At 70.1% G+C, this 25435-nt stretch carries 17 protein-coding genes and 4 tRNA genes; 11 read left to right on the top strand and 10 right to left on the bottom strand.

What is annotated here, in order from left to right; translation table 11 throughout:
• Positions 1-24: 24 nt before the first annotated feature.
• The 4 genes from ACFYTQ_RS03145 to ACFYTQ_RS03160 all read right to left on the bottom strand — a co-directional run bounded on the left by ACFYTQ_RS03145 (position 25) and on the right by ACFYTQ_RS03160 (position 8716).
• A complete protein-coding gene (locus ACFYTQ_RS03145; protein WP_387356645.1) occupies positions 25-5451 on the bottom strand; it encodes an HAD-IC family P-type ATPase in 5427 nt (1808 codons plus the stop codon).
• Positions 5448-5867 (bottom strand): hypothetical protein, encoded by a 420-nt coding sequence (locus tag ACFYTQ_RS03150; RefSeq protein ID WP_387356646.1) that lies wholly within the window; start codon positions 5865-5867, stop codon positions 5448-5450. The genes ACFYTQ_RS03145 and ACFYTQ_RS03150 overlap by 4 nt, the downstream gene beginning before the upstream one ends.
• Positions 5868-5971: 104 nt before the next feature.
• Positions 5972-7165 carry a hypothetical protein gene (locus ACFYTQ_RS03155; protein ID WP_387356648.1) on the bottom strand — a complete coding sequence of 398 codons (1194 nt, stop codon included), beginning with the start codon at positions 7163-7165 and terminating at the stop codon, positions 5972-5974.
• A gap of 144 nt (positions 7166-7309) precedes the next feature.
• Positions 7310-8716 carry an MFS transporter gene (locus ACFYTQ_RS03160; protein WP_387356650.1) on the bottom strand — a complete coding sequence of 469 codons (1407 nt, stop codon included), beginning with the start codon at positions 8714-8716 and terminating at the stop codon, positions 7310-7312.
• A 94-nt stretch (positions 8717-8810) separates the two neighbouring features.
• Between ACFYTQ_RS03160 and ACFYTQ_RS03165 the strand changes: the two genes are divergently transcribed.
• Both ACFYTQ_RS03165 and ACFYTQ_RS03170 read left to right on the top strand, forming a co-directional pair.
• Entirely contained in the window at positions 8811-9578 is a 768-nt protein-coding gene (locus tag ACFYTQ_RS03165; RefSeq protein ID WP_387356652.1) for an ArsR/SmtB family transcription factor, read from the top strand.
• Between the two features lie 130 nt (positions 9579-9708).
• The gene (locus tag ACFYTQ_RS03170; RefSeq protein ID WP_387357022.1) at positions 9709-10638 is read left to right on the top strand and encodes a hypothetical protein; all 930 of its coding nucleotides are present in this window, start codon (positions 9709-9711) and stop codon (positions 10636-10638) included.
• A gap of 51 nt (positions 10639-10689) precedes the next feature.
• Here the strand turns inward: ACFYTQ_RS03170 and ACFYTQ_RS03175 are convergent.
• From ACFYTQ_RS03175 to ACFYTQ_RS03185, 3 genes are all read right to left on the bottom strand, one after another.
• Positions 10690-10764, bottom strand: a tRNA-Val gene (locus ACFYTQ_RS03175).
• A gap of 14 nt (positions 10765-10778) precedes the next feature.
• Positions 10779-10849: transfer RNA gene (locus ACFYTQ_RS03180), tRNA-Cys, on the bottom strand.
• Between the two features lie 20 nt (positions 10850-10869).
• A tRNA-Gly gene (locus tag ACFYTQ_RS03185) sits at positions 10870-10942 on the bottom strand.
• Positions 10943-11235: 293 nt separating this feature from the next.
• On the opposite strand from ACFYTQ_RS03185, the gene ACFYTQ_RS03190 reads away from it, so the two are divergent.
• A tRNA-Val gene (locus tag ACFYTQ_RS03190) sits at positions 11236-11307 on the top strand.
• 162 nt (positions 11308-11469) lie between these two features.
• Here the strand turns inward: ACFYTQ_RS03190 and ACFYTQ_RS03195 are convergent.
• Positions 11470-11835, bottom strand: coding sequence for a Scr1 family TA system antitoxin-like transcriptional regulator (locus ACFYTQ_RS03195; RefSeq protein WP_387357024.1), 366 nt, complete (start codon positions 11833-11835; stop codon positions 11470-11472).
• A 1261-nt stretch (positions 11836-13096) separates the two neighbouring features.
• On the opposite strand from ACFYTQ_RS03195, the gene ACFYTQ_RS03200 reads away from it, so the two are divergent.
• Positions 13097-13516, top strand: a complete 420-nt coding sequence (locus ACFYTQ_RS03200; protein WP_387356654.1) for a hypothetical protein — start codon at positions 13097-13099, stop codon at positions 13514-13516.
• A gap of 276 nt (positions 13517-13792) precedes the next feature.
• The gene (locus tag ACFYTQ_RS03205; protein ID WP_387356656.1) at positions 13793-15295 is read left to right on the top strand and encodes an MFS transporter; all 1503 of its coding nucleotides are present in this window, start codon (positions 13793-13795) and stop codon (positions 15293-15295) included.
• Here ACFYTQ_RS03205 and ACFYTQ_RS03210 read toward each other — a convergent pair.
• On the bottom strand, positions 15277-16824 hold the full coding sequence (locus ACFYTQ_RS03210) for an AMP-binding protein (RefSeq protein ID WP_387356658.1): 1548 nt from the start codon (positions 16822-16824) through the stop codon (positions 15277-15279). The genes ACFYTQ_RS03205 and ACFYTQ_RS03210 overlap by 19 nt on opposite strands.
• 190 nt (positions 16825-17014) lie before the next feature.
• Here ACFYTQ_RS03210 and ACFYTQ_RS03215 point away from each other — a divergent pair, with 190 nt between their 5' ends.
• Together ACFYTQ_RS03215 and ACFYTQ_RS03220 are read left to right on the top strand one after the other, a co-directional pair.
• A complete protein-coding gene (locus tag ACFYTQ_RS03215; protein WP_387356660.1) occupies positions 17015-18334 on the top strand; it encodes a condensation domain-containing protein in 1320 nt (439 codons plus the stop codon).
• Positions 18335-18348: 14 nt separating this feature from the next.
• The gene (locus ACFYTQ_RS03220; RefSeq protein ID WP_387356661.1) at positions 18349-19593 is read left to right on the top strand and encodes an aspartate aminotransferase family protein; all 1245 of its coding nucleotides are present in this window, start codon (positions 18349-18351) and stop codon (positions 19591-19593) included.
• Here ACFYTQ_RS03220 and ACFYTQ_RS03225 read toward each other — a convergent pair.
• A complete protein-coding gene (locus ACFYTQ_RS03225; protein ID WP_387356662.1) occupies positions 19590-19856 on the bottom strand; it encodes a phosphopantetheine-binding protein in 267 nt (88 codons plus the stop codon). The genes ACFYTQ_RS03220 and ACFYTQ_RS03225 overlap by 4 nt on opposite strands.
• A gap of 23 nt (positions 19857-19879) precedes the next feature.
• Between ACFYTQ_RS03225 and ACFYTQ_RS03230 the strand changes: the two genes are divergently transcribed.
• From ACFYTQ_RS03230 to ACFYTQ_RS03245, 4 genes are all read left to right on the top strand, one after another.
• The gene (locus ACFYTQ_RS03230) at positions 19880-21499 is read left to right on the top strand and encodes a GMC family oxidoreductase (RefSeq protein ID WP_387356663.1); all 1620 of its coding nucleotides are present in this window, start codon (positions 19880-19882) and stop codon (positions 21497-21499) included.
• A 267-nt stretch (positions 21500-21766) separates the two neighbouring features.
• Positions 21767-22825, top strand: a complete 1059-nt coding sequence (locus ACFYTQ_RS03235) for an LLM class flavin-dependent oxidoreductase (protein ID WP_387356664.1) — start codon at positions 21767-21769, stop codon at positions 22823-22825.
• A gap of 18 nt (positions 22826-22843) precedes the next feature.
• A complete protein-coding gene (locus ACFYTQ_RS03240; protein WP_387356665.1) occupies positions 22844-24586 on the top strand; it encodes a thiamine pyrophosphate-binding protein in 1743 nt (580 codons plus the stop codon).
• The gene (locus ACFYTQ_RS03245) at positions 24583-25431 is read left to right on the top strand and encodes a phytanoyl-CoA dioxygenase family protein (RefSeq protein ID WP_387356667.1); all 849 of its coding nucleotides are present in this window, start codon (positions 24583-24585) and stop codon (positions 25429-25431) included. The genes ACFYTQ_RS03240 and ACFYTQ_RS03245 overlap by 4 nt, the downstream gene beginning before the upstream one ends.
• The last annotated feature ends 4 nt before the right edge of the window (positions 25432-25435 follow it).

Here is a 25435-nt window from a genome sequence, read left to right on the forward strand (position 1 = left end):
GGGGTCCCGCAGGCGCGGGACTCCTCAACGCGCCGCCCGCCCCGCCAACACCGACGCCGCCGTCCCACCGACAGCACACCCCACCACCGTCATCCACGCCACCGGCCCCAGCGGCACACACCCGAAGAACCGGCTCACTCCCGGCGTCATGATGATCCCCGCCAGCAGCGCCCCGCTGCCCGCGACGGTCGCCCACACCAGTCGGCTGTCCCGCCCGATCATCAGCGTCTGACCCAGCTGCGTTCCGATCAACGCCGCCAGCGCCATCGTCTCCGCGCGCCGCCGTCGTCCGGTGTACCGGCCGATCAGCCACGCCGCCCCCGCACCGGCGGTCGTGCAGGCCCCGCGCACCGCGACCGCGCGGAGGAAGTCCCCGCCGATCTCCGGCGGCGGGCCCAGCGTTCCGTCCTCGGTCTCGGTGTGCCCGGACAACGCGACCGCCATCGCCGGACCCAGGTCGGTCAGCAGATTCACCACCAGGAACTGCCGCGTCCCGATCGGCGCGCGCCCGGACAGCAGCGTGCCCAGCACGGTGAACGTCACCTCCCCGGCGTTACCGCCCACCAGCACCCCGATCGCGTCGCGCACCCGCTGCCACATGCCCCGCCCCTCGGCCAGCGCGTCGCGTAGCACGGTCAGATCCGAACCCGAATCCGGTTGCGTCAGAATCAGATCCGCCGCCTCCCGCGCGGCGACCGAACCTCGCGCGGCCAGTCCGATGCCGACATCGGCGGTCCGGATGGCCGCCGCGTCATTGGACCCGTCCCCGGCCATCGCGACCGCGTGCCCGTGCCGTTGCAGGGCCGATACGATCCGCACCTTGTGCTCGGGCGACACCCGCGCGAAAACCGTTGCGTGCTCGATCAATTCGCCCTGCGCGTCCTCGTCGAGCGCGTCGATGTCCGCCCCGGTGACCACCGTCTCGGCGGGAATGCCGAGCTGTTCGGCGATGGCGCGCGCGGTGATCGGATGGTCCCCGGTGATCATTCGCACCCCGATCCCGTTGTGCGCCAACTCCTCCACGAGCTGCCGGGCCTGCGGTCGCGGGCTGTCGGCGATCCCGATGAATCCGAGCAGGGTGAGTTGCTCGATCTCCTCGGTGACATCGTCGGGGGCCGTGGCGAAGTCGCGCCGCGCCACCACCAGTACCCGCAACCCGCGCGCCGCCATCCGCCGCACTGCCTCCTCGGCGACGGTCCGATCGTCGGCGGTGAACTCCTGGACGCGGCGTCCGGATCCCCTGGCGCGCAACACTTTCTCGCATCGCGGCAACAGCACCTCCGGCGCGCCCTTCACCGCGAGCCGCAGATGTTTGGCGGTGTGCCCGATGGCCGCCGCGTACCCGCGATAGCTCTCGAACGGCACCTCCTCGATGGGATCCCAAGTGTGCGCGGCCTGTTCGCCGAGCGCGGTGTCGGCCGCCTCGACCACCGCGCGGTCGGTGGCGTGCACCAGCGGCCCGTCCGCCGGATTCGGGCAGGCTCGCGCCGCCGCCCGCAGCAGCCGCCGCGCCTCCGCGGACTCCTCGGCCCGGTCGGCGTCCCAGTCGTCGTCGAGATCACCGAGCGCGACCAGCCGCAACCGCCCCTCGGTAAGGGTGCCGGTCTTGTCGAAGCAGACGGTGTCGACCCGGCCCAGCGCCTCGATCGTGCGACTGGACCGCACCAGCACCCCGCGCCGCGACAGCCGCCGCGTCGCCGCCAGCTGCGCCACGGTCGCCACCAGCGGCAGGCCCTCCGGCACCGCCGCCACCGCGACAGCGAGTCCGTCGGCCAGCGCGGGCCGCAACGGCAGTCCGCGCAGGAAACTGGCCGCGGTGACGGCGGTTCCGCCGCTGAGCGTGAACGGCAGCACCCGCTCGGTGAGGCTGTGCAATTGCGCCTGCACGCCCCCGGTGGGCGGCGGCCCGGCCACGGCCAGCGCCCGCCCGGCCTCGGTGCCGGACCCGACCGCGACCACCACGGCCCGCGCCGTGCCGTTCACGATGACGCTGCCCTCGAACACCATGCAGGACCGATCCGCCAGTGCCGCACCGGGTGTCGCCGATATCCGCTTCTCCACGGTCACCGATTCGCCGGTCAGCCCGGATTCGTCCACCTCGAGCCCGTCGGTCTCCAGCAGCCGCGCGTCGGCCGGAACCACCTCGCCGGAGGACAGCGCGATGACATCGCCCGGCCGCAGATCCGTTGCGGGCAAACGCTTCTCGGCACCGTCGGCGATCACCCGCGCCTCCAGTCGTTCCCCGACCAGCAAGCGGTGCAACGACATTCGCGCCCGGCGACGCTGCGCGGCCGATACGACCGCGTTCAATCCGAGCACCGACCCGACCAACAGCGCGTCGGTGGGCGACCCCAGCAGCGCCGAGGCCACCGCCCCCACCGCCAGCAGCGGCGTCATCGGATCGGCCAGTTCGCGCCGCACGTGCCGGGCGAGGTCGATCAGCGTCGCCGCGGGCGCCGCGCATCGGCCCGCGAGCCGCTCGCCCACCGACGCCAACCGCGACGGCGGCGGCGGGGCGAGCCGTTTGGGCGAGGGCAGCCGCGACAGCACCTCGTCGGCCTCGAGCGCGTGCCAGGGGACCAGCGGCACCCGGGTCGGCGGCGCCGAACTCGCGGCCCGCCGACCGCCGATGAACCCGGTGGTCAGCCCGAGGAACGTCGCCGCCCAGATCGGACTCGTCGCCCGCGCGGGCCTGCTCCCCGCGGGCCCGGCCGCGAGCAGCAGGCCCGCCAGCGTCGCCGCCGACAGGGTCAGCACCCGTCCTCGCTCGCTGACCTCCCGCGCCCGCCCGGCGGCCGCGATGATCACCCGCGCACACCCGAGATCCGGGCATACCACATCCGCCTGCCACGGCACGTGCAGCGTTCCGCCGTCCCCGTGCGCGAGCATCCCGATCCCGAGATCCGCCGCACCCAATCCGCGATGCGCCTGGGTGCTGAGCACCGCGACCACATGTCCCTGCCGCTGCATCCGCCGCACGAGCTCCGTCACCGAAACGCCCGCTCGCACGAACTCGTCCGCGCTGCGGCGCAGTTCTCCCGTCCCCTCGTCGCCGATGAGCACCACCCGCAACCCGGCTTTCCGTGCCGCCGCCAGCAGGCCCACCGCGTCCGGATGCGGCTCGCGGCCGATCAGTACGCGTCCTACGGTCCGGCCTCGTTCTCGCAGTAGATACCAGCGGGGGTCTCCTGGTTCGGGAACGTCACCGGCACAAGGCTTTCCGCATCGTTCGTCGCGGATGTCTATATTCGCGTCATCGTCGTCGCCCGCGACAGCCTCGGTCGGCTGCTGGCCATGTCCCGCCGTCCGCTTCGATTCCGAATGTGTCGTACCCGAGCTGTCTGCCGTCGGCTCCAAAAGGTTTGTGCCCGAGACATCTCCGGTCTCCACCGAAAGAATGGTGCCCGAGTCATCTCCGGTCGGAGCCGGGTGGGCGGCGGACTGGTGTTCTTCGGTCTCCTCCAAATCCACTGGGGGAGTGCCGTTCCCGATTGCCCCCAGCCGCATCGCGGTTGTGTCACCAGCAGCGCGGCTCGTCGCGACCACATCGCCGTCCCGCTCCGTCTCCGAATGGATTTCCTCGGACGAGTTCGCACGCGGCACTTCACCGGAGTCGAAACCCCCTGGCACCGAACGCTTTCCATCGATCCCCCCGTGCTCGTCCTCGTGCGGCACATCCTCGGGAACCAACTCCAGATCGGCCCGCCGACGCCCCCGCGGCGGCGGAATCGGCAACTCGTGGCCATTGCGCCACAACAGCCGCTGGGTCGCGCTCCAGACCTGCTCGGTCGGCCAGTCGTCGGTCGCGCTGTCGGCGGCGAGGACGACCGACCGTTCCCCACGAACGGCGTGCCGATCGACGACAATGGCCGAAACCCGATCCAGCCGACGCCACAGCAACGGATCGATGGTCAGCACGCCACGCGCGGACATGGCGGTCGCCAAGGTTCCGGCGAACACCTCCCGCCCCGCGCGCGCCGCCTTCGGCACACCGGCGGCCACCGCGTCGGCGGCATCACGCACGCCGCGGCCACCGGTCAGCGTCGCCGCCGAGACCAGGGTGGAGGCCGAGCTGACCTCGTCGGCGCTGCGCTCGACGGGCCCGCGCGGCAGCGGCACGGGACGTGGTCCGGGCGTGCGGCATTCGGGCACGCCGGGCTGGTCGGGGTCGGCGAGCCGGTCGTCCCAGCGTCGCCACTGCGCGTACCGCGCCCCCGCCTCGACCAAGCGCACCGACCGCTGCACGGCATCGGCGAGCAGGCTCGTCACCTGCGAATCCATCGCCTGGCTCAACGCGTTCCCGACCGTGATCACGGTATCGGTGCGATGCCGCCCCAACTGCGCCTCCAGCAGACCCCGCACCCGGGGCTGCCCGTCGACGAATCCGACCGTCGCGCGCAGCACATTCGCGGGCGGCGGCAACGGCAGCGTCCGCCCCGCCAGCGCCGCCCCGAGCCCGATCACATCCCCCGCGAGCTGCAACGCCGAGTTCAGCACCGGTTCGACATCCGCCGGATGCTCCACCGTCCGACTCCACGGCCGCTCCGCGGTCCCCGCCACCTCCTCGACCTTCTCCAGCAGCGTCTCCAGCCGCCCGGGCGAGAGCGCCTCGCCGGCCACCGTCACATGCCCGGTCGCCGCATTGACCCGAACCCACTCCACCCCCGGTTCCGCCCCGAGCCGCCCCCGCAACGCACCCCCGACCTCCCCACCGTCCGCCCCCCGCAACCCCCGCACCTCGGCATGAATCCTGTTGCCCCGCACACTGATCCGCCGCTGCCGCCGCAACCGCCGCGGATCGAACAACGCCCCGATCTCCCGCCCGACCCCCTCACCCAACTCCCCGACAACCTCCCCCACCTCAGCATCCAGCACCCACCCCACAGGTCTACGCACAAACCCGGCCGCGGGTTCCAGCACGCGCGACGCCCTCGCCGCGGAATCCCGCGCGAAGTCGGCAGCGGGATCGAGAACGCGCGATGCCGCCGCCGCTGGATCGCGCATCAGTTCAGCGGCAGGATCCAGCACTCGCGCTGCCACGGTCGCCGGAGTACGCATGAGTTCAGCGGCGGGGTCCAGCACCCGCGACGCCGCTGCCGCCGGGTTGCGCATCAGTTCGGCGGCAGGGTCCAGGACTCGCGCTGCCGTCATCGCGGGTTTGCGCACGAGTTCGGCGGCCGGGTCCAGGACTCGCGCTGCCATCGTCGCGGGGGTGCGCATGAGTTCGGCGGCAGGGTCCAGCACTCGCGACGCCATCGCCGCCGGGTTGCGCATGAGTTCGGCGGCGGGGTCCAGCACCCGCGACGCCGCTGCCGCCGGATCACGCACGAATTCGGCGGCGGGGTCCCACACCCTCGACGCCAACTCCGCGGGTCTGCGGGCCAATTCGAGGCCGACGGCCATCGGGATACGGACAGGGGCGGTGACGATCGATCGGAGCGTTGCGATCATGGCGTGCTGCGGGCGGGTCGACGCGAACGGTTGGCCGGGCCGGTCTGCTTACCGCTGCGGGAGCTCGACTTCCGCTTGCCCTCGATGGCCACCGGCTTCTCCGTCTCGGACGCCGAAATCTCCTGCGGCGGTTCATGTTTGCCGCGTCGCGCGAGATAGGCGATGCCCGCCACCCCACCGGCCGCGGCCGCGATCGGCCATTCGACGAGTCCGGCCACGCCCGCGGCGGCGACCCCGAGCGCGGTGGCCGTCGGCGCGTCGATCCCGTTCCGGGCGCCCGAGACGGCGCCGGCGATCATGCCGCGCGCGGCCCCGGTGGTCGCGCCCACCGCGGCGCCGCCGACCGCGCCGGCCGCCTGCGCGGTGGCGGAGGCCGTGGAACCCAACGCTTTCGCAGTGCTCGATGCAATGCTCATGATTTCCCCGTCCTCTGGATTTTTGCGATGTGCACGGCGTGCCCGCCCGTGCGCCCGGCAAACATGCGCGACACCGGGGCGAATCGCTTCCGGACGGAACGGGCTCAGCCGCTGACGTCGCGGGCCAGCCGGAACGGCCCGCGTTCCCAGCGCCAGCCGTGCCGCACGACCATCGCGCTCAGGTCCACCACGTCGATACCGGTCTCCTCGACGAACCGCGCGAACTCGCCCCACCCCATCGGCCCCCGCGCCAGCCGGTTGCGCAGCGCGTTCTCGTGCCGGGCGTCGACCTCGTGCCGCGCCAGATCGTCCGCACCCATCCGGCTCCCGGTGAACACCAGCCAGCCCCAGCCGCGTTCGTGCGCCCACGCCCGCGACGCGGCCAGCTTCATCCGATTCCCATAGACCGCCAACCGCCCCAACGGCACCACGTCGATCGCCATGATCCGCCCGTCGGTCAGCCGCGCCGCGACGGTCGGATGATGCGTGCGCCGCGCCCCGTCCAGCCGGTACTCCACCGCCCCGGGCCGCTCCACGAACGTCTCGACCTGTTCCCCCTGATCGAGCACCCGCAGCAGCCGCGCCTCGAGCGCGGTGTCGAAGCTCGCCTCCCGCCCGAGCTTCTCGGTGAACATCGACCCCCGCGCGTCATCGGCCGCGTCGAGCGTCTCCAGCGGTGTCGACGGCAGGGCCGCCGGAGTCCCCGAACCCCACACCGCCCGCCGCAGCAGCGGCGTCGCCAGCCCTGCCGCCGGATCGGCCTGCCGCGGTTCGGTCGGATGCCAACGTCCGCGCTGCTGCCACCCGGCGATCCGCTGGAACACGAACCCCGCGATCCGCTTCGAGTCCAACAGCCCGTGCCCGGCCAGCCGCAACTTCAGATATGCCAGATCCTGCGCCGCGATATCGGCGTCGGTCGCGTAGGTCTCGGCGAGCAGGGTCCGCACCAACCGTTCGTCACCCCAGCCGACCGGATATCGTTCCGCGAACACCGCGGTGCTCGGCACCCCCGTCGCCTGCACCCGCCGGATCAGCTGCCCGATCGCTCGCGTGTAGATCTGCCGCACCCGATCCCGCGACAACTCGTACCGAATGCCCAGCAGCGTGAGCGTCTCGGGCCGCTCCCCGTCGAGCCCGAGCCGCAACGGAATCAGCTCCCCGTCCCGCGCCCGCTCCGCCGCCTGATCGGCCACCATGGCGGTGATCGTCTCGTCGATCTCCTCCAGCTGGAACGACAGCCCCTCGCGCACGTCGTCGAGCAGCCCGTCGCCGCCCGCGTCCACCCGGCTCGTCGCCACACCTACCCCTTACACCAGCTTTCGCACGTTCATTCGAAAGGGTATGCGCTCGGGGCGGTTTCGGTGGTCAAGCGGGGGCGTGTCCGGTTCTTCGGCCCGCCGATCCCACGCGGCCACGACCCGCACCCCCGCGATCACCAGCGCTCACCGGCCCGGGCTCGGTGATCCGCCCGCCTCGGCGACGACCCCGACCCGCGTGATCACCAGCGCCACGAGCCACGCCGCGGCCGCCGCGAGCGCGAGGGTGTGCAGTGCGGGAACGAAACCACTCGTGTGCGGAGAACCGGCGAACGCGCCGAAGATCGCGACTCCGGTCGCGGTACCGATCTGGCGCGAGGTATTCGACACTCCCGTAGCCAACCCGGACCGAGCCGGGGGAGTGGCCCGTACCACGGCCGCCACCACGGCAGTGGTCATCAAACCCGCCCCGCACCCGAGCAATGCGAAACCGCCCAGCAGCCAACCGGACCCGCCGTGCCGACCCACCCCGATCAACAGCAGCGACCCGACCGCGGCCAGCGCGCACCCGAGACTCACCGCGGTCCGCGGCCCCCGCGCGGCGGTCAACCGTCCCGACACCGGAGCCAGCACCACCAGCGGAATCGCCATGGGCAACACCATGACTCCGGCCGCCAGCGGCGAAAAGCCCAGCACGTCTTGCAGATACAGCATCCCGACGAACAACGTCCCGTTGAACAGCCCGTTCATCAGCACGGCCACCACATTCGGACTCAGAAATGCCTTGCGCCGCAACAGATCCAGCGGCAGGATCGGATGCTCGGCCACCCGCGCCGACCACAGCGCCGCGCCGAATCCCAGCACGGCCACCGCCGCCGCGACCACCACGGTCGCGCCGCTCGCCCGATGTCCCGCCGCGATCACGGTGAACACCGCCCCGCTCAACCCGGCCACGAATCCGGCGGCCCCCACCACGTCGAGCCGCCCGGCCTTGTTCCCCGGCCGATTCGGCACCACGAGCAACGTCCCCGCGATCGCGAGAATCGTCAGCGGCACATTGATCCAGAACACCGGCCGCCACCCGAACCGATCGACGAGCAGCCCGCCGAGCAGCGGTCCCGCCGGGAGCGCCAGCGACGACACCGCCGCCCACGTGCCCAGCGCCTTCGCCTGCTCCCCGCGTTCGGGATACACGTCGACGATCACGGCCATCGTGCTCGGCAGCAGCAGCGCCCCGCCGATGCCCTGCACCACGCGCGCGGCGATCAGCACCCCGATGCTCGGCGCGAGCGCGCATCCCAGCGAGGCCAGTCCGAACACCGCGAATCCCGCCAGCAGCACCCGCCGATGTCCGATCCGATCGCCGACGGTCCCACCCGCGATCAGCAGTCCCGCGATGGCGACGACGTAGCCGTCGACCACCCATTGCTGCATGGCGACCTCGGTGTGCAGCCCGCTCCCGATCGCGGGTAAGGCCACGTTCACGATGGTCACGTCCAGCAGGACGAGGAACATCCCGGCGCAGAGTACGGCCAGGGTACGGCCCCGGTGCGGGTTCTCGATCGTCGTCTTGTCGAGGGTCGAAGCACTCATATCCGTAGTGTTGCCCGCGAATCCTTCGGCTCTCGCCGAACCGTGCGCGCACACTTCGGTACGGACCGAAGTGTGTCCGCGCCACACTGGAGACATGACCGACAACCGCCCCCTGCACGGCTACACCGATATCGCGGCGGTCGGCGCCCTGCTGGCCGACGCCACCCGCGCCCGCGTCCTGGCCGCCCTGGCCGACGGCCGCTCCCTCCCCGCGTCGGTGCTGGCGGCGGAATCGGGCGTCGCGGCCTCGACCGCCAGCGAACATCTCGCACGCCTGGTCGAGGGCGGCCTGCTCACCGTCGAACGCTCCGGCCGCCACCGCTACTATCGCCTGGCCAATCCCCAGGTGGCCGCCGCCATCGAGGCATTGGCGGTGCTGGCCCCCGACCGCCCCGTCCGCTCGTTGCGCGAATCCACCCGCGCCGCCGCCATGCGCCGCGCCCGCAGCTGCTACGACCACCTCGCGGGCCAGCTCGGCGTCGCGGTCACCGAGGCCCTCCTGACCCGCGAGGCCCTGATTCGCACCGACGGCGGCACGGGAACCGAACGCGCACAAGGCGATCCGCTCTCGGCCCCCCTCCAGGAGCACCCCTACGAACTCGGCCCGCACGCCGAACCCGTCTTCACCGACCTCGGCGTCGATCTGAATTCCGTTCGCCGCCAACGCCGCCCACTGCTGAGGTTCTGCCTGGACTGGAGCGAACAACGCCATCATCTCAGCGGCGCGCTCGGCGCCGCGGTGCTGACCCGCATGGAATCGGCGGGATGGCTTCGGCGACAAGGGAAACGGCGGACGCTGGGCGTCACCGACGAGGGCGCCCGAGCACTGGAGAAACTGCTCGGCGTGGACGTCGCGGCCTGACAGGGCTGCTTCGGATCAACCTCGGCCACCCGCTTCACCACTTCCGGCCCCGAGCGGACCGCCCGGTACTATGCTGCCTATTTGCCGGTCGTGTCCGTTTCGCCGAAGGAGCGACGAGAAGTAGGTGACCATGCTCCCGCGATACCCCCCGATGCTGGCCGCCCCCGGCCCGATACCCAGCGACGAACAGCACTGGGCCTTCGAGATGAGATTCGACGGCATCCGCGCCGTGGCCTACGTCGCCGACACGTTGCTGTTGCTGTCCCGCACCGGCAACAACATCACCTCGGCGTGGCCCGAACTCGCCACCCTCGCCCCGGCGGACCCACCGTATGTGGTCGACGGCGAGATAGTCGCCTTCGTCGACGGCGTCCCCGCCGCGGCCCCCATCCAATCCCGCATGCACCAGCGCGACCCCGACGAGATCGCCGCCCTCGCCGCCACCGCCCCCGCCGTCTTCGTCGCCTTCGACCTCCTCCACCTCGGCGACCGCACCCTCATCGACCTCCCCTACGACCGCCGCCGCGAACTCCTGGAACAACTCGCCCCCGACACCCCGCACTGGCAGATCTCACCCCGCCTCACCGGCCCCGCCACCGAGCTCCTGGCCCACTCCCGAGAGCTGAACCTGAAGGGCCTCATAGCCAAACGCCTCGACGCCCCCTACCTCCCCGGCCGCCGCACCCCGCTGTGGACCAAGATCGAAAACCTGCACACCGAACCCGTCGTCATAGTCGGCTGGCGCCCCGGCCCCCGACCGGGCCGAATCGGCGCCCTCCTCGTCGCCACCCCCACCCCCGACGGCCGCCTGATCCGTATCGGAACCGTAGAAACCGGCTTCACCCGCACGGCCCTCACCGACCTGCACATGAGACTGGTTGCGCTGCAACAGGACACACCGGCGGTGGTCAACCCCGGAGCGGGCGAGGAGGTGGTCTGGGTTGCCCCTCGCCTGACAGCGGAAGTGGCCTTCACCGATTGGACCGCCGAGGGCATGATGCGCGACCCGTCCTGGCGCGGGTTGCGCCCCGAAGCACACCTCGACCGGCCACGCCGCTGACCCCCGAACACAAGAAAGCCCCGGTCGAAACCGGGGCTATCCTGCCGAACATGGTGCGCGATACTGGGATTGAACCAGTGACCTCTTCCGTGTCAGGGAAGCGCTCTCCCGCTGAGCTAATCGCGCCTGTCGCCTACTAGAGGCGGCGACGGGAATCGAACCCGTGTGCACGGCTTTGCAGGCCGTTGCCTCACCACTCGGCCACACCGCCAACCAGGCCGGTTGGCCTCGAGCGGATGACGGGATTCGAACCCGCGACCCTCACCTTGGCAAGGTGATGCGCTACCAACTGCGCTACATCCGCATTTTGCCCCCGGCCGCGCTCTCGCGCCCTTCCGGCTGCGAGAGAGAACATTAGCCCACGATCCACACACCCAACAAATCGCCTGGTAGAGAGCCCAAAATCCGAATAACACCCCTGTAGTTCCCCTGCTCACCCCCACCCCTCCCCACCAACCGCCGACCCTCGAGCCGCCGCACCCGCCCCGACCGGAAACCCCCAGCTCAACCCCCGATTTGGTGTGACAAGGGTGAACCGTGTTAAGGTTCCATCTCGTTCGGAACGGACCCCAACCCGCCCCGAACCCCACGGTTTCAGGTCTCATAGCTCAGTGGGAGAGCGCTCGCCTCACACGCGAGAGGTCGCTGGTTCGAACCCAGCTGGGACCACTTCCCCTGTTCAGGGCCTATCGGGTTCTCTCCTTCTCAGCCATCCGTCTGCCCGCAGGATGAGCTGCTGGGCCCGCTCTCCATCCAACGCCGGTGCACGCAGCTGCGACCAAGCCTTCTCGTATATCTTCAACTCGGCCGCGTCTGTGATGGCTGCGCCGCTCACCGTCTCGATCTCCGTGAGCCCTGATCTGACAACACGAAACACGTTGTCGGATGCACGAATCGGCTGACGAGCGGCACCGCCTCCGAACATGAGTCGCGGATCGGCGACGCGATATCGAGCAGATGCCGCAACTGCCCGGCATTACCGTTCCGTCTCCCACGACCGTCGTCAGCGCCACTTCGGTGGACAAGTATCACGAATTCGTGTCCGTCTTCCTCCAGCACGTGCTGTCGTCGTATCCGCCCGTCCACCGCGGCGTCCACGTCGTCGACCGTCCCGGACGATGAAAGGCGCTGGGAGAGGGCAGATTTCGTGTATTCGCGGGTTTGTACCAGCCCAGGGATTAAACCGGGTCTGTAGATTCAATGCACTCCTGCCAACGACTCCTGTTCGAAGAGGGTTCGCTGTAGGGAGGCATGTCCGCTCGCCGTCACAGTCGGCCAGACGATCCAGGTCCGACGCCCGGAAGGTGCCATCCGGTCCTCGCGCCGCGCGAGTCCCGAACGCAGTGTGACACAGGCCAGGGCTGGTAGACCGGATCGTCGCCCGTATTTCGGCCGCTCCGACGGATGCGTCGCACGCGGTCACGCCGGTAGGCCAGTACCGCGTCACCTGTGAACTTCAGCCCTACGGATGTCGCCGCTCCGCGAATCCCAAGCTGAAACAAGATCACCCACCGATAGTCCCCACATGCTCCTATAACCGGTCGGTCGGTATTTGGTTGCTCCCATGGTCCGTGCTGAGATGCCGCAGGGTGAGTCGAATGGAGGGCCCGTCTCGGTCGAGTAGTGGTAGGCTGATTGCCTACATCGCGGTGTTGACGCCTGTAACTACGGATCATGCCGGAGCCGTATCACTCTTGGCCTGTGGATATTGTCGATGGTATCTTCGGCTCGGATTCGCAGAGCAACGACACGCTGCTTGGCTGCGCCCGCCCAAGCGGCCCGAACGCTACACTCGCCCAAGCCGATTGAGTGAGTCGCCCTTCGGGCAAAACGGGAAAGGTCATCGAGATGCGGACATGGGCCGGAGCGATTCTTGCGGGCGCGGCCATGGTGGCAGTGGTGGTGGGTGAGGGGAGCAGCAGTGCGTCGGCGGACGCTCATGCGACTCTAGGGCCGCTGACCGTGAGCGCCCAAAAAATGGCATGCGTAATCGATGTTACAGCGCTTCATCCAATAAGTCGCAGCGCGGCGCATCCTCCTCCGCTTTGGGTTTGTGATCCGCAGTCCAACATTAACGATGACCATGTTGAACAAACAGTCGAGTTCGGCCCGAATAGGTAGGAATAAGTTAGATCATATTTAGCCTGGATTCTGTGAGATCTTGATAAGTGCGACACGGTTTCGATTGCTCACGCCGTCGGCCCGAAGTAGAAGCATCAGCAGACGATTGATGTCTAGTACCTTGCGAAGGTTGCCGGATTCGCACCGCGATAACCGATCGGAACCTATCCGAGCGGCCCGCGTATCTCGGGCGGGTGCGGTACGCGCTGCAGCCATCAACCGCGCGGGCGTTATTAAGGCCGCCAGGATAAATAGGGCGGCGGCACTAATGGCTATCGTTGCTAGTTTGGTTGTATCTATATCTGCTTCCTCGGTCACTGCTTACGTTGCATTTGGCGTGGCGAATAAGCAGATCGCTAGTGCTGACGCCCGATCTCGCTCTGAATTTCTGAACAAGGAACGGGAAGTGTCCTATGTTGAATTGCTGTCGGCGATAGATAACGCACTGATTGCGACTCTCGACTTTGCTGCGCTGCCGGCCTCGCGACGGTCGGATTCGTTAGGGGCGTCTGATACTAGAGAATGGGCTAGCTTACGAGAAGCATTCGAAGCTACCGGAAAAGCTGCTGCGAAGGTCAATCTGACGTGCTCAGACAAAATATGTAAAATTGTTGAAGAAATCTCAAGAAGATTGGATCTTCTGTATAGAACGGTGGTTTCCGGTGCTGTGCCAGATCGTAACCTTCTTGATCCGTTCAATCAATTGAAGCTGGACTTCAACCGTGCGGCTCGAGCCGACTTGGCGGCCGACCGATAGCGAGCGCGCAAATTCGTTTACGATTGCTAATGAGGTAAATGACATCAAATAGGACAGGGCGGAAGTTAACCTGCCGTAATTGAAGTGGTGAACTTCGAAAACTATGAAAGACCCTTCACTCCGGGTCGCGGCGCGCGTCCACCCCCGGCGCTGCCAGGTGTCGGCAACGAAGCCCGCCACCGAATAGGGGTACCCCCAACGACATCCACTCCCTCCCCCACCCCCCAGCGCTATAGTTCCTGCCCAACAACAACTTTCGCCGAGGGGGAGCACGCCATGCCATCGCCCGCACCCGGCCGCTGGATCGCCCTGGCGGCGATAGCCCTGGCAACCCTCACCATCGGCCTAGACGTCACAGTCCTGACAGTCGCCCTCCCCACCCTCTCCCTCGACCTCCACGCCGGAAACTCAGCCCTGCAATGGTTCAGCACCGCCTACACCCTCATGCTTGCAGGCGTAATGCTCCCCGCGGGCGTCCTGGGCGACAAGTACGGCCGCAAACGCCTGCTGCTCGGTGCGCTCGTACTGTTCGGAATCGCCTCGGCCGCCTGCGCATACGCCGACAACGTCGCCCAGCTCATCGCCGCCCGGGCGGTGCTCGGGCTCGCGGCGGCGATCATGATTCCGCTCTCGATCGCGGTGCTGCCCGCGCTGTTCGCCGATCCCGAGGAGCGCGATCGGGCGATTGCCGTGTGGGTGGCGGCGGCCGCGCTCGGGTTGCCGTTGGGGCCGGTGCTCGGTGGGTTTCTGCTGAACCACTTCTGGTGGGGCTCGGTCTTTTTGATCAATGTCCCGCTGGTCGTCGTCGGCGCGGCGGCGGTGGCGGCGTTCGTGCCCGAGCAGCGCGGCGCTGGGGCGGTGCCGGTCGATTACGTGGGCGCGGTGCTCTGCTCGCTCGGGTTGCTCTCGCTCACTTACGGTTTCATCAAGGCGGGGCAGGACGGGTGGGGTGCGCCGCTAGCCCTGGGGCCGATCGCGGTGGGGGTGGTCGTGCTCGCGGTGTTCGTGCTGTGGGCGCGGCGCGCGGCGCATCCGCTCATCGATCTGGCGCTGTTCCGTAGCCGCGGGTTCTGTGCGGGAAGCCTGTTCATCGCGCTCGGCATGTTCATTCTCTACGGCCTGTTGTTCGTACTCCCGCAGTACTTCCAGGCGGTGTCCGGGACGGACGCGTTCGGTTCCGGGCTGCGGCTCATCCCGATGATGGCGGGGCTGGTGGTCGGCACCCGGGTCGCCGACGGGATCCGGCGGCGGGGCGGGGCGCGGCCGGTGATCGCGCTCGGCTTCGCGATGCTCGCGTGCGCGGCGGGAATCGGCGCGGGAACCTCGGTGGACACCGCCTACTGGATCATCGGGGTGTGGACGGCGCTCGTCGGCGCGGGCATGGGTTTCGTCATGCCGACCGCGCTGGGCACCGCGGTCGATTCGGTGTCGGCCGAGCGCGCCGGATCGGGATCGGCGGTGATCCAGGCGTTCCGGCAGGTGGGCGGGACGATCGGCGCGGCGGTGCTGCCCTCGCTGGTCGCCTCGCGGTACCGGATTCGGCTGGGGGACTTCGACATTCCCCCGATCCGGGACAATGTGAGCGCGGGCGTGGCCGCTGCGCGGATCCCCGAACTCCTCGCCCTCGTGCGCACCGCCTTCGTCTCCGGCATGGATCTCATGCTGTGGGTCTGCACGGGCGTGTGCGTAGCCGCCCTGATCCTGGCGGTATGGTTGACCCCACGCCGCCGAAAGCCCTCGGCGACAACGGAATCGGTGGTTCAGGACACCTCGAACTGATCGAAGTCGCCCGCGCGCAGCCGGGCCCACATGATCCGCCGCCGCGATTTCCCGCTGGTGGTCCGTTCGATGGTGCCGCGCGCCACCGCGAACACCCGGACCGGCACGTCGGCGCCCGCGCACCGCCGCACGATCGCCCGGACCCGTTCGGCGTCGACCACCGGCCGCTCGACCAACAGCCCGACTTCCGTTGCGGCCCCGTCGTTTCCGGCGACGGCGGCCACCCGATTCGCCCCGAGCGCGCACCCCGCGGCCACCGCCAGTTCGATATCCTCCGCGAAGATCGTGACCGCCCGCACCTTGATCGCGTCGCCGAGCCGACCGATCGGGTACAGCTCGCCGTCCACGATCACCCCGGCGTCCCCGGTCGCCAACGCCCCGGACTCGTTGCACCGCAACGACATCGGGCCGTGCACCGTCTGATACCCGACGGCGACGCTCGGCGCCCGCACGACGATCTCCGGATTGCCGGTCACCGCAACCCCGTCGAGCGCCCGCCCGCAACTCACCAGCCAGCTCCGCCCGTCGTCGAGCGCCGCGTCCAGTAGATCGACCGGCGCACCGCCCTCGGGCAGGCAGCGCACCCGCTCCCCGGGCCGCACCCCGGTCACCGCCAGCGTCGCCTCGGCCAGCCCGTACGCCGGGCACAGGGCCCGCTCGTCGAAACCGAAGGGCCCCAGCCGTTCCACGAGCCCGCGCAGCACCGCGGGATCGATGCGTTCGGCGCCCACGATGAGACACCGCCACCGGCCGAAGTCGCAGCCCGCGAGCGCCGCCGCGGGCACCTTGGCCAACAGATAGGACAGGGCGAAGTTCGGCGCGGCCGCGATGGTCGCGTCCCCCCGCCCGAAACAGGACAGCCAGCGCAGCGGGTCCTGGATGAAATCCAGCGGGGTCATCGCGTCGATCGGCAACCCCAACACCGTGGGGGCGAGCAGACAACCGATCAACCCCATGTCGTGATACGGCGGCAGCCACGTCGCGACGCGATCCGTGGCCCGCGCGTCGAGCCAGCCGCGGATGGCCTCGATATTCGCCGCCAGATTGGCCACGCTCACCCGCACCGCCTTGGGCGTGCCGCTGCTGCCGGAGGTGAATTGCAGCAACCCGATCGAATCCGCCGCGCAGCCGGGCGTATTCGCCGTCGGGCCGTCGGGGTCCACGAACACCGCGCCCGCGGCCACCGGCCGCAGCAGGTCCGCCAGGTCCGGTGTGGTCGACACGAGGCCGGGCCGGGCGACCCCGAACAGCGCCGCGGTCCGCTCGACGTAGGCGTCGGCGCGTTGCAGCGGCAGCGGCGGTGGCAGCGGGTTCGGCGTCGCACCGGCCAGCAGCGCCCCGAAGAAATCCACCAGGAACTCGTCGACCACGGGCCGCACGATCGACACCACGGTGCCCGGCCCGGCCCCGGCCCCCGCGAACCGCCGCCCGGCCGCCACGACGCGGTCCCGCAGGACCCCGTAGGGGATCTCCCGCCACCCCCGCCCCTCGGCGACGCGCACCCGCGCGGTCGCGGACGGCTCGTCCAACCATGAAAGCAGCTGTCGCACTTCGCATTCCCCCGAACGACCACCAGCGGACGCTTCGATCCTACTCGCGTTCGCAAGATTGTGACAGCACGAAAATATCTGCCCGGCAACGCAACTCGCGCCGAGATCGGCCCACGCGGGACTAGCATGGGACTCGCCGGTCGCCGCGGCCGGTGGGGAGGTCGGCCGGATGCCTGTCGAACGAACGAGCGCCGCCTCGACCGGCCAGCGCCTGATGTGGCTGCTCGAGCGCTACCGCGGCGCCGACGGCGCGCTCACCGTCTTCAGCGCGTACCGGCTGCGCGGCCCCCTGCGCGTCCCCGACCTCACCGCCGCCGTGTGCGCGCTGACCGAACGCCACGAGGGCCTGCGGACCACGTTCACCGGTGTGGGAGCCGACTTGACACAGCACGTCCACACCCCGGAACCGGTGCCGGACAGCCTGATCCGCGTCGTCGACTGCGCGCCCGGCGAGGTGGCGGGACTGGTCGAGTGGGAGTACCACCGCCGCTTCGAGCTGGCCCGCGAATGGCCGCTGCGCTGCCGGGTCTTCCGCGTCGCGCCCGACGAGCACGTGCTCACCCTCGCCGTGCACCACATCGTCACCGACGGCTGGTCGACCGCCGTGATCGCCGACGACCTGCAAACCCACTACGCCATCCGGATCGGCGCCGCCGCAACGCCTTCCGAGCCGCCCACCTGGCAGCTCGCCGACTTCACCGACTGGCAGAACCGGCGGCGCGACGAAGGCGCGCTGACGGAGAAGGTCGCCTGGTGGCAGCGGACGCTGGGCGACGGCCAGCCGGTCCCGCTGCCCCCCGTGCTGGACCACCCGGCCGCGTCGGCGGAACAGGGGATGCTGCGCTACGACATGCCCGCCGCGTTCGCCGCCCTGCTGCGCGACCTCGCCACGCGCGAGCGATCCACCCTCTTCGCGGTGCTCACCGGCGCGTTCGCGGGCTATCTCGGCGCGCTCACCGGCGCGGAGCGGGTGATCCTGCCCGCGGTGTTCGCCGACCGCTCCAATCTGCGCGTGCGCCGCACCGTCGGCTTCCTGGTGAACATGCTGCTGCTGCCGATCGATGTGAGCGGCAACGACTTTCCGGCCCTGTTGCGCGGCGCCCGCACCGTCGTGTTCGGCGCGATCGCCCGTCAGGAGGTGCCCTACCACCTGGTGCCGATGCCGCGCGGCGCGGCCGCCCGGCGACGGCATCCGGAGCTGCTGTTCGAGTACGGCTCGATCGATGTCGAGTACCTCGACGTCCCCGGTAAGACGCTGACCCTGCCCGGACTGGCGGTCGAACCGTACGAAGACGTCCCCTTCTCCACCACCCCGTTCGCCGCGGAGTTCCATTTCGGCGATGTGGCCGACGGGCTGGGCGTCAAATGCCTGTATTCGGTGGACCGCACGAACCGGGCCGCGCTGATCGAATTCCTCGACGGCTTCGTCGCCCATGTCGAGGCCGCCGCGCGCGCCGCATACGGCCCGGCGACCGCCCCGCCCCACTGACGAGAGGATCCGGAATGAACTCGCGGACAACGTCCCTCGACGCCGTGCTCGACGGCCACCGGCGTCATGTGAGCGACGGGATGGGCCGGATGCTGCGCATGCTCGGCGCGCCGATCGAGGCGTCGAGCCTGGGGTGTCACGTGTTCGACGAGCACGGCGAGCGCTACCTGTCCTGCGGCGGCAACGGCGTCTTCCTGCTCGGGCACGGTCATCCGCGCATCCTCAACGCCGTGCTCGACCAGCTCCGCAAACGCTCGCTGGCCACGCATCTGCTCGCGGACCCGACGATCGTCGAGGCCGCGGCGACGCTGGCCGAGTACGCACCCGCGGGCCTGGACCACGTCACCTTCACCAATTCCGGCGCCGAGGCCGTGGAGGTCGCGCTCAAACTCGCCCGGGTCTCGGGACGGCGGCGAATCATCGCCATGGACAACGGTTTTCACGGCAAGACGCTCGGCGCGCTGTCGGTCACCGGCCGCGACCGCTACCGGGCCACGCTCGGCCCCCTACTGCCCGGGGTGGTGCACGTGCCGTTCGGCGACCTGCCCGCGGTGCGATGGCTGCTCGCCGACGGCGAACCCACCGCCGTGATCGTGGAACCGGTCCAGGCCGAGGGCGGGGTGCGGATCCCGCCGCCGGATTACCTGGCCGGGCTGCGGCGCGCCTGCGACGAGGCCGACGCGTTGCTCATCGTCGACGAGATCCAGACCGGACTCGGCCGCCTCGGTACGCCGTGGGGTTGCGCGGAAGCCGGTGTGACACCGGACATCCTGCTGGCGGGCAAGATCCTCGGCGGCGGCGTGGTGCCCGTGGGGGCGACGATCGCGAGCGCGGAGGCGCACAGCCCCCTGGACCGGGATCCGTTCCTGCACACCTCCACCTTCGGCGGCAATCCGGTCGCCGCCACGGCCGCCATGGCGGCGCTGTCGGTGCTGCGCGACGAGGATCTGGCGACCCGCAGCGGCGAGTTGGGCGCGCGGCTGTTGCCCGCGATCCGAACCGCGATGTTCGCGGGTTGTCCGGGCGCGGTACGGGAGGTGCGCGGGCGGGGTCTGCTGATCGGCATCGAATTCGACAGCGCCCGAACGGCGCTGGCGATGACCCGGGCGCTGCTGCGCCGCCGGGTGATCGTCTCGCACACCCTCGGCGCGAACGAGGTGGTGCGGCTGACGCCGCCCGCCATCCTGGGCGAGGCGGACATCGAGTGGCTGCTGACCGCGCTCGGCGGCGCGGCCGAGGAGATCGGCGGGCGGGGCTAGACCGCGGAGTCGCGGATCGCCGCGCGGACGAACGTCTCCACGTCGTCGACGGTGCGAATGTCCTGCACGCCTTCCTCGTTCATCGGCGGCAGGCCCAGTTCGTCCTCGAGCGCCACCGCCAGCTCGAGCAGCGCGAGCGAGTGGAAGCCCAACTCGTCCACGAGGTCGAGCGGCCCGATCGGATCGGGCACCGGCTCGGGAGCCAGCCCGCGGACGATCCGGTGGACGGTGTCGCGGATCTCGTCCGCGCTTGGTTCGGTCATCGTCCCTGGATACCATCGTGTCGGTGGAATGCGCTACAGCACAGCGGGATTCATTCGACTTCGTCATCGTCGGCGGCGGTACCGCCGGATGTGTGCTGGCGAACCGGCTCAGCGCCGATCCCGCCGCGTCGGTGCTGTTGCTGGAGGCGGGCGGGACCGCCGACGCGCCCGCGGTGCGGATGCCCGCCGCGTTCACCGCCCTGTTCGGTACGGCGCTGGACTGGCGGTACCGGACCGCGCCGCAGCCCGAGCTGGCCGGGCGCTCGGTGGCGTGGCCGCGGATGCGGGCCCTGGGCGGCTGCTCGGCCATGAACGCCATGATCTACATTCGCGGCGCGGCGGCCGACTACGACCGGTGGCGATCCGAATTCGGCGCCGACGGCTGGGACTACGCCGCGGTCCTCCCGTATTTCGTTCGCGCCGAGCGCAATTCGACGCATTCCGGCCCGCTGCACGGCACCGACGGACCGCAGTTCGTCGAGGACCGGCGCTACACCCACGAGCTGAGTCACGCCTGGGTGCGCGCCGCGGTCGACGCCGGGCTCCCAGCCAACGCCGACTTCAACGGCGCGCACCGGACCGGGGCCGGGCTGTACCAGGTGACCTGCCGCGACGGCAGGCGCTGGTCCGCCGCCGACGGCTACCTGACACCCGCCCTGGCCAGGCCCAATCTGTGCGTGCGCACGGGCGCTCTGGTCACCCGGATCGTCCTGACCCGCGGCCGGGCGCGGGGCGTCACCTATCGGTCCGACGCGGGGGAGGAGCGCACGGCCCACGCCGATTCGGAGGTGATCCTCGCGGCGGGCGCGATCGGGTCGGCGCAGGTGCTGCTGTTGTCCGGCGTCGGGCCGCCCGCGCACCTGCGGTCGCTCGGCATCGAGGTGGCCGCCGCGCTGCCCGGCGTGGGCGACAACCTCCAGGATCATCCGGTCACCCCGCTGGTGTGGCACACCCGCGACACCACCGATCTGCGACTGGACCTCGCCACCGCCCGCAACGCTCTGACCTGGCATTCCTCCGGAACCGGCCCATTGTCGTCGAATGTGGCCGAGGCGGGCGGCTTCCTGCGCGGCGACGGTTCCGGCGGCCCGCCCGACATCCAGGTGCATCTGACTCCGACCGCCTTCTACGACATCGAGGGACCGCGCCACGACCGCCCCACGGTGACCGCGGGCGTGACCCTCGTGGACGTGCGCAGCACCGGCCGCCTCCGGTTGCGCAGCGCCGACCCGCGGGCGCACCCGATCCTGCGACCGGGATATCTCACCGACGGCGACGATCTCGCCGCCGTGCTCGCGGGTTGCCGCCGCGTCCTCGGCATCTGCGCGCGCCCCGCCTTCGCCCGCTATCTGCACCGGCCGCACCTGCTGGACACGACGACCCCGACGAACACCCAACTGCGCGAACACATCCGGACCCACACCCGGACGCTGTTCCACCCGGTGGGCACCTGCGCCATGGGCCGTCACCCGCTGGCCGTGGTGGACCCCTCGCTGCGAGTCCACGGAATCGAGGGCCTCAGAATCGCCGACGCGTCGGTGATGCCCCGGATCGTTCGCGGCAACACCAATGCCCCGGTTCAGATGATCGCGGAGCGCGCCTCCGATCTTGTTCTGGCGGAAGCGATTCGGTCCTCCCGGTGACCGCCGACCGTCCAGGGGGCTACACCCGGATATAACTGATCATGTTCTGTCCCTGCCGATTTCGATACCCCGCGATCGACGGATTGCAGCTTCCGCCCCCGAAACACCCCCATCCGACGTGGGTTGCTGGCTCCCGGCGCACCCGCGAACACCATTGTGTGCCAGTTGTTTCCGCTCTTGATTCCTTCAATGCCAGCGGATTTCGTGGTAGGTTCGCCAGCAGCGTCGGAAGACGCCATCGCCGATCGGGGATGACGGGGGAGTGTCGTGCACGTAGGCTACGAGTCGGCCTTTCAGAATCGGTTCGACTGTCCGGATCACGAATTCGTCCGGCGTGAACTGGAGTTCTGCCTGCGGGCCGAGGAACTCGGCTTCGATTCGGTCTGGCTCACCGAACACCACTTCAGCGACTACGGCCTGATCCCCGACCCGCTCCAGGCGCTCACCTACATCGGAAGTCGTACCAGCACAATACAACTCGGCACCGCGGTGCTCGTGCTGCCCTGGCACGACCCGGTCCGTCTCGCCGAACAGGTGCTCCTCGCCGATCTGCTGTCCGGCGGCCGGTTGGTCGTCGGACTCGGCCGGGGGCTGGGCCGAGACGAATACGAGGGCCTGCGCGTGCCGATGGACCGGTCCCGCGCGCTGTTCGACGAATACGCCCGCATCCTGCTCGACGGCCTGACCACCGGAATCGTGGAAGGTGGTGCGACGCTGGCGCAACCGCGCCGCGAACTGCGCCCGCGCCCCGCGCGCTCGTTCGACGGCCGCCTGTTCAGCGCCACGGTCTCGCCGCAGTCGGGGCCGCTCATGGCCCGGCTCGGCGTGGGCGCGATGTACATCATCGTCAAACCGCCCGAACTCCTCCAGCTCGACCACGAGCGCTACCGCGACGCCTGGCGCGAAATCCACGGCGCGGCAACCGAACCCCCGCAATCGCTGCTGTCGGCGACCGTCGTCGTCGATCCCGACCCGGACCGGGCGCTGGAACTCGCCACCCGGTACGACCGCGCCGCGCATCGGGTCGCCGTGGATCACTACGGCATGGACAAACCCGAGTTCGGCACGGTACGCGGGTACGAGTACTACCGGATCATGCGCGCGGGCGCGGCGCCGCAGGTGGACCGGCCGCCCGCCACCGTGGTGTACGGCACGCCCGATCAGGTGCTCGAGAAGCTGGCCGACTACCGGAAACGCCTGGACCTCCAGGGCGTCCTCGCCATCTTCCACGGCATCCCCGACGAGGACGGCGCGCGCAGCCTGCGGTGCTTCGCCGAACACTGTCTGCCCGAGCTGAAGCGCTGGCCGGCGCGGCGGACGTTCTGAGCCGGGGAGGGGCGCAGCGTGATCGACACCGGCAATCTCGGACATCGGACCACGGCCAGCGACCAGGTGGCGCAATGGTTGTGCGACCGCGAGATCGCGCAGATCTACACGCTGCCCGGCGGCATGATCGCCACCCTCCTCGACGCCGTGCACCGCAAGGGCCGCACCCGCATCGTCACCCTGCACCACGAACAGGCCGTCGCCTTCGCCGCCGACGGCGTCGGCCGCTATCTCGGCGCGCCCGGCGTGGCGCTGGTGACCGCCGGTCCCGGCGCGACCAACACCCTCACCGCCGTCGGCAGCGCCTACCTCGACTCGGTCCCGGCGTTGTTCCTGACCGGGCAGGTGCAGAGCTATCTGCTGCGCGGGCGACGCGCGGTGCGGCAGTACGGCTTCCAGGAATGCGACATCGTCGCCATGGCCGCCCCGGTCACCAAGGCCGCGTGGCGTCCCCGCACCGCCGACGAGATTCCCGAAATGCTCGACGCCGCCTACGAACTCGCCACCACCGGGCGGCCCGGCCCGGTCCTGCTCGAACTGCCCGCGGACCTCCAGGCCCAGCCCGTCTCGCGCCGGGCCCGGTTCGACCGCTCGCCCGCCGCCGCGCCGGTCCCGTTCCGCGACGCCGAGGCCGTCACCGAACTGTTCGACGCCTTCACCGCCGCCCGCCGCCCCCTGGTCTTGCTCGGCGGCGGTGTGCACGCCGCCCGCGCCGCCGCGGAGTGCCGAACGCTGCTGCGCGCGCTGGGCGCGCCCGTCGCCGCGTCGGTGACCGCGCTGGACGTGCTGCCCGGCGATGATCCGTTGCGGCTGGGCATGATCGGGATGTACGGCAACCGCTGGGTGAATCTCGCCGTGGACGCGGCCGACCTCGTCCTGGTGCTCGGCAGCAAACTCGACTTCGGCACCCTCGGCGCGGACGTGAGCGGATTCACCAAGCGCCGCACCGTCTTCCAGGTCGACTGCGATCCCGGCGAGATGGACCGGCTGCGCGATCCGCACCGGATCGTCGCCGATCTGCGCGAATTCCTCGATGTCGCGGGCAAATTGGCGGCCGAACGCGACTTCCCGGACCGCTGCGACTGGCTCGACCGCCTCGCCGAATCGCGGCGGCGCTGGCCCGACGACGCCGAACTCTCCGGCTGTCGGGGCATCAACCCGAATATCGCGATCCGGGAGCTGTCGGCGGTCTCGGCGCCCGCGGCGGCGCTGGTCGTGGACGCGGGCCAACACCTGTGGTGGGCCTGCCAATCCGCACGGCCCGCCGACGGACAGCGCTTCCTCCCGGCACTCGGCATGGGACCGTGCGGCTGGGCCTTCCCCGCCGCCATCGGCATCGCGGTCGCCGCCGCGCGGCCGGTGGTGCTCATCGCCGGGGACGGCGCGTTCCAGTTCAATATCCAGGAATTGCAGACCGTCGTGCGCTACCGGCTGCCGATCAAGATCGTGATCCTGGACAACGGCTGCCACGGCTCGGTGCGGCAATTGCAGGAGCAGGCGTTCGACGGCCGCTACCCGTCGACCGTGATCGGTTACGACGCACCGGATTTCGCGCGCGTCGCCACGGCCTACGGCATCGCCGCCCGCACCGCCGACGCGCCGGACGAACTGGCCGACGCGCTGCGCTGGCTGTGGCGCGACCCCGACGCGGCCGCGCTGCTGCGGATCCGGATCGCGCCGGAACTCAACGTCTACCCCAACGTGCCCTTCGGCGCCCCCCTGACTGTCATGGAAAGTCGACGGGCGGAGGAGGATTCATGACCTCGGTCGTCGACGTCGTCACCGCCGCGGACATCGCCTTCTACCGCGCGCACGGGTGGTGGGTGTCGCCGCCCATCGTGCCTGACGACCTGCTGGATCAGGCCGCGATCGGCGCGGAACGCCACTACGCCGGGGAACGCGACCACCCGCTGCTCATCTCGGGCGGATACCTCGATTGGCGTCCCGAACACGGTGAGGTCATCCGGCTCAACGACTACGTCTCGTTGCAGAACGACGACCTCGCCCCCCTGGTCGAGTTCCCGCTCCTGGCCGCGATCGCCGCCCGCCTCGCGGACACCGAATCCGTGCGGCTGTTCCACGATCAACTGATCTGCAAACCGGCGGGCCTGGACACCGACGACGCCACGGTCGGCTGGCACACCGATATCGCCTACTGGCAGACCTGCTCGTCGCGGAACATGCTCACCGCCTGGATCCCCTTCCAGGACTGCGATCCCGCGATCGGCGCGCTGTCGTTCATCGACCGCAGTCACCTGCGCACCGACACCGAATGGATGCGCACGTTCAACGAACGCGACGCCGACGCGCTCGAACGCGCCTTCGCCGGGAACGAGCCGATCGAGCGTGTCCGCCCCCGGCTGCGGCGCGGCCAGGTGAGTTTCCACCACTGCCGCACCATCCACGGTTCGGCGCCCAATCGCAGCGGCCGAGACCGGCTCGCGCTGGCCCTGCACCTCCAGGACCACGACAACAGATACGTCCCGCACACCGACGACTCCGGCAAACCCACCGTGCACATCAACGATCTGCTGTGCCGCCGGGACGCCCACGGCGATCCCGACTACGCCGACCCGGACGTCTGTCCCGTGCTGTGGCCGAAGTGAGAGA

It is taken from the genome of Nocardia sp. NPDC004068, assembly GCF_042874315.1.
In the GTDB taxonomy this organism is placed as follows: Bacteria; Actinomycetota; Actinomycetes; order Mycobacteriales; family Mycobacteriaceae; genus Nocardia.

What these genes read in the sequence shown, in the direction of transcription:
- ACFYTQ_RS03145 (WP_387356645.1), bottom strand. Translation starts at nt 5,451, where the DNA reads ATGATCGCAACGCTCCGATCGATCGTCACCGCCCCTGTCCGTATCCCG.
- ACFYTQ_RS03150 (WP_387356646.1), bottom strand. Translation starts at nt 5,867, where the DNA reads ATGAGCATTGCATCGAGCACTGCGAAAGCGTTGGGTTCCACGGCCTCC.
- ACFYTQ_RS03160 (WP_387356650.1), bottom strand. Translation starts at nt 8,716, where the DNA reads ATGAGTGCTTCGACCCTCGACAAGACGACGATCGAGAACCCGCACCGG.
- ACFYTQ_RS03165 (WP_387356652.1), top strand. Translation starts at nt 8,811, where the DNA reads ATGACCGACAACCGCCCCCTGCACGGCTACACCGATATCGCGGCGGTC.
- ACFYTQ_RS03170 (WP_387357022.1), top strand. Translation starts at nt 9,709, where the DNA reads ATGCTCCCGCGATACCCCCCGATGCTGGCCGCCCCCGGCCCGATACCC.
- ACFYTQ_RS03205 (WP_387356656.1), top strand. Translation starts at nt 13,793, where the DNA reads ATGCCATCGCCCGCACCCGGCCGCTGGATCGCCCTGGCGGCGATAGCC.
- ACFYTQ_RS03215 (WP_387356660.1), top strand. Translation starts at nt 17,015, where the DNA reads ATGCCTGTCGAACGAACGAGCGCCGCCTCGACCGGCCAGCGCCTGATG.
- ACFYTQ_RS03220 (WP_387356661.1), top strand. Translation starts at nt 18,349, where the DNA reads ATGAACTCGCGGACAACGTCCCTCGACGCCGTGCTCGACGGCCACCGG.
- ACFYTQ_RS03225 (WP_387356662.1), bottom strand. Translation starts at nt 19,856, where the DNA reads ATGACCGAACCAAGCGCGGACGAGATCCGCGACACCGTCCACCGGATC.
- ACFYTQ_RS03245 (WP_387356667.1), top strand. Translation starts at nt 24,583, where the DNA reads ATGACCTCGGTCGTCGACGTCGTCACCGCCGCGGACATCGCCTTCTAC.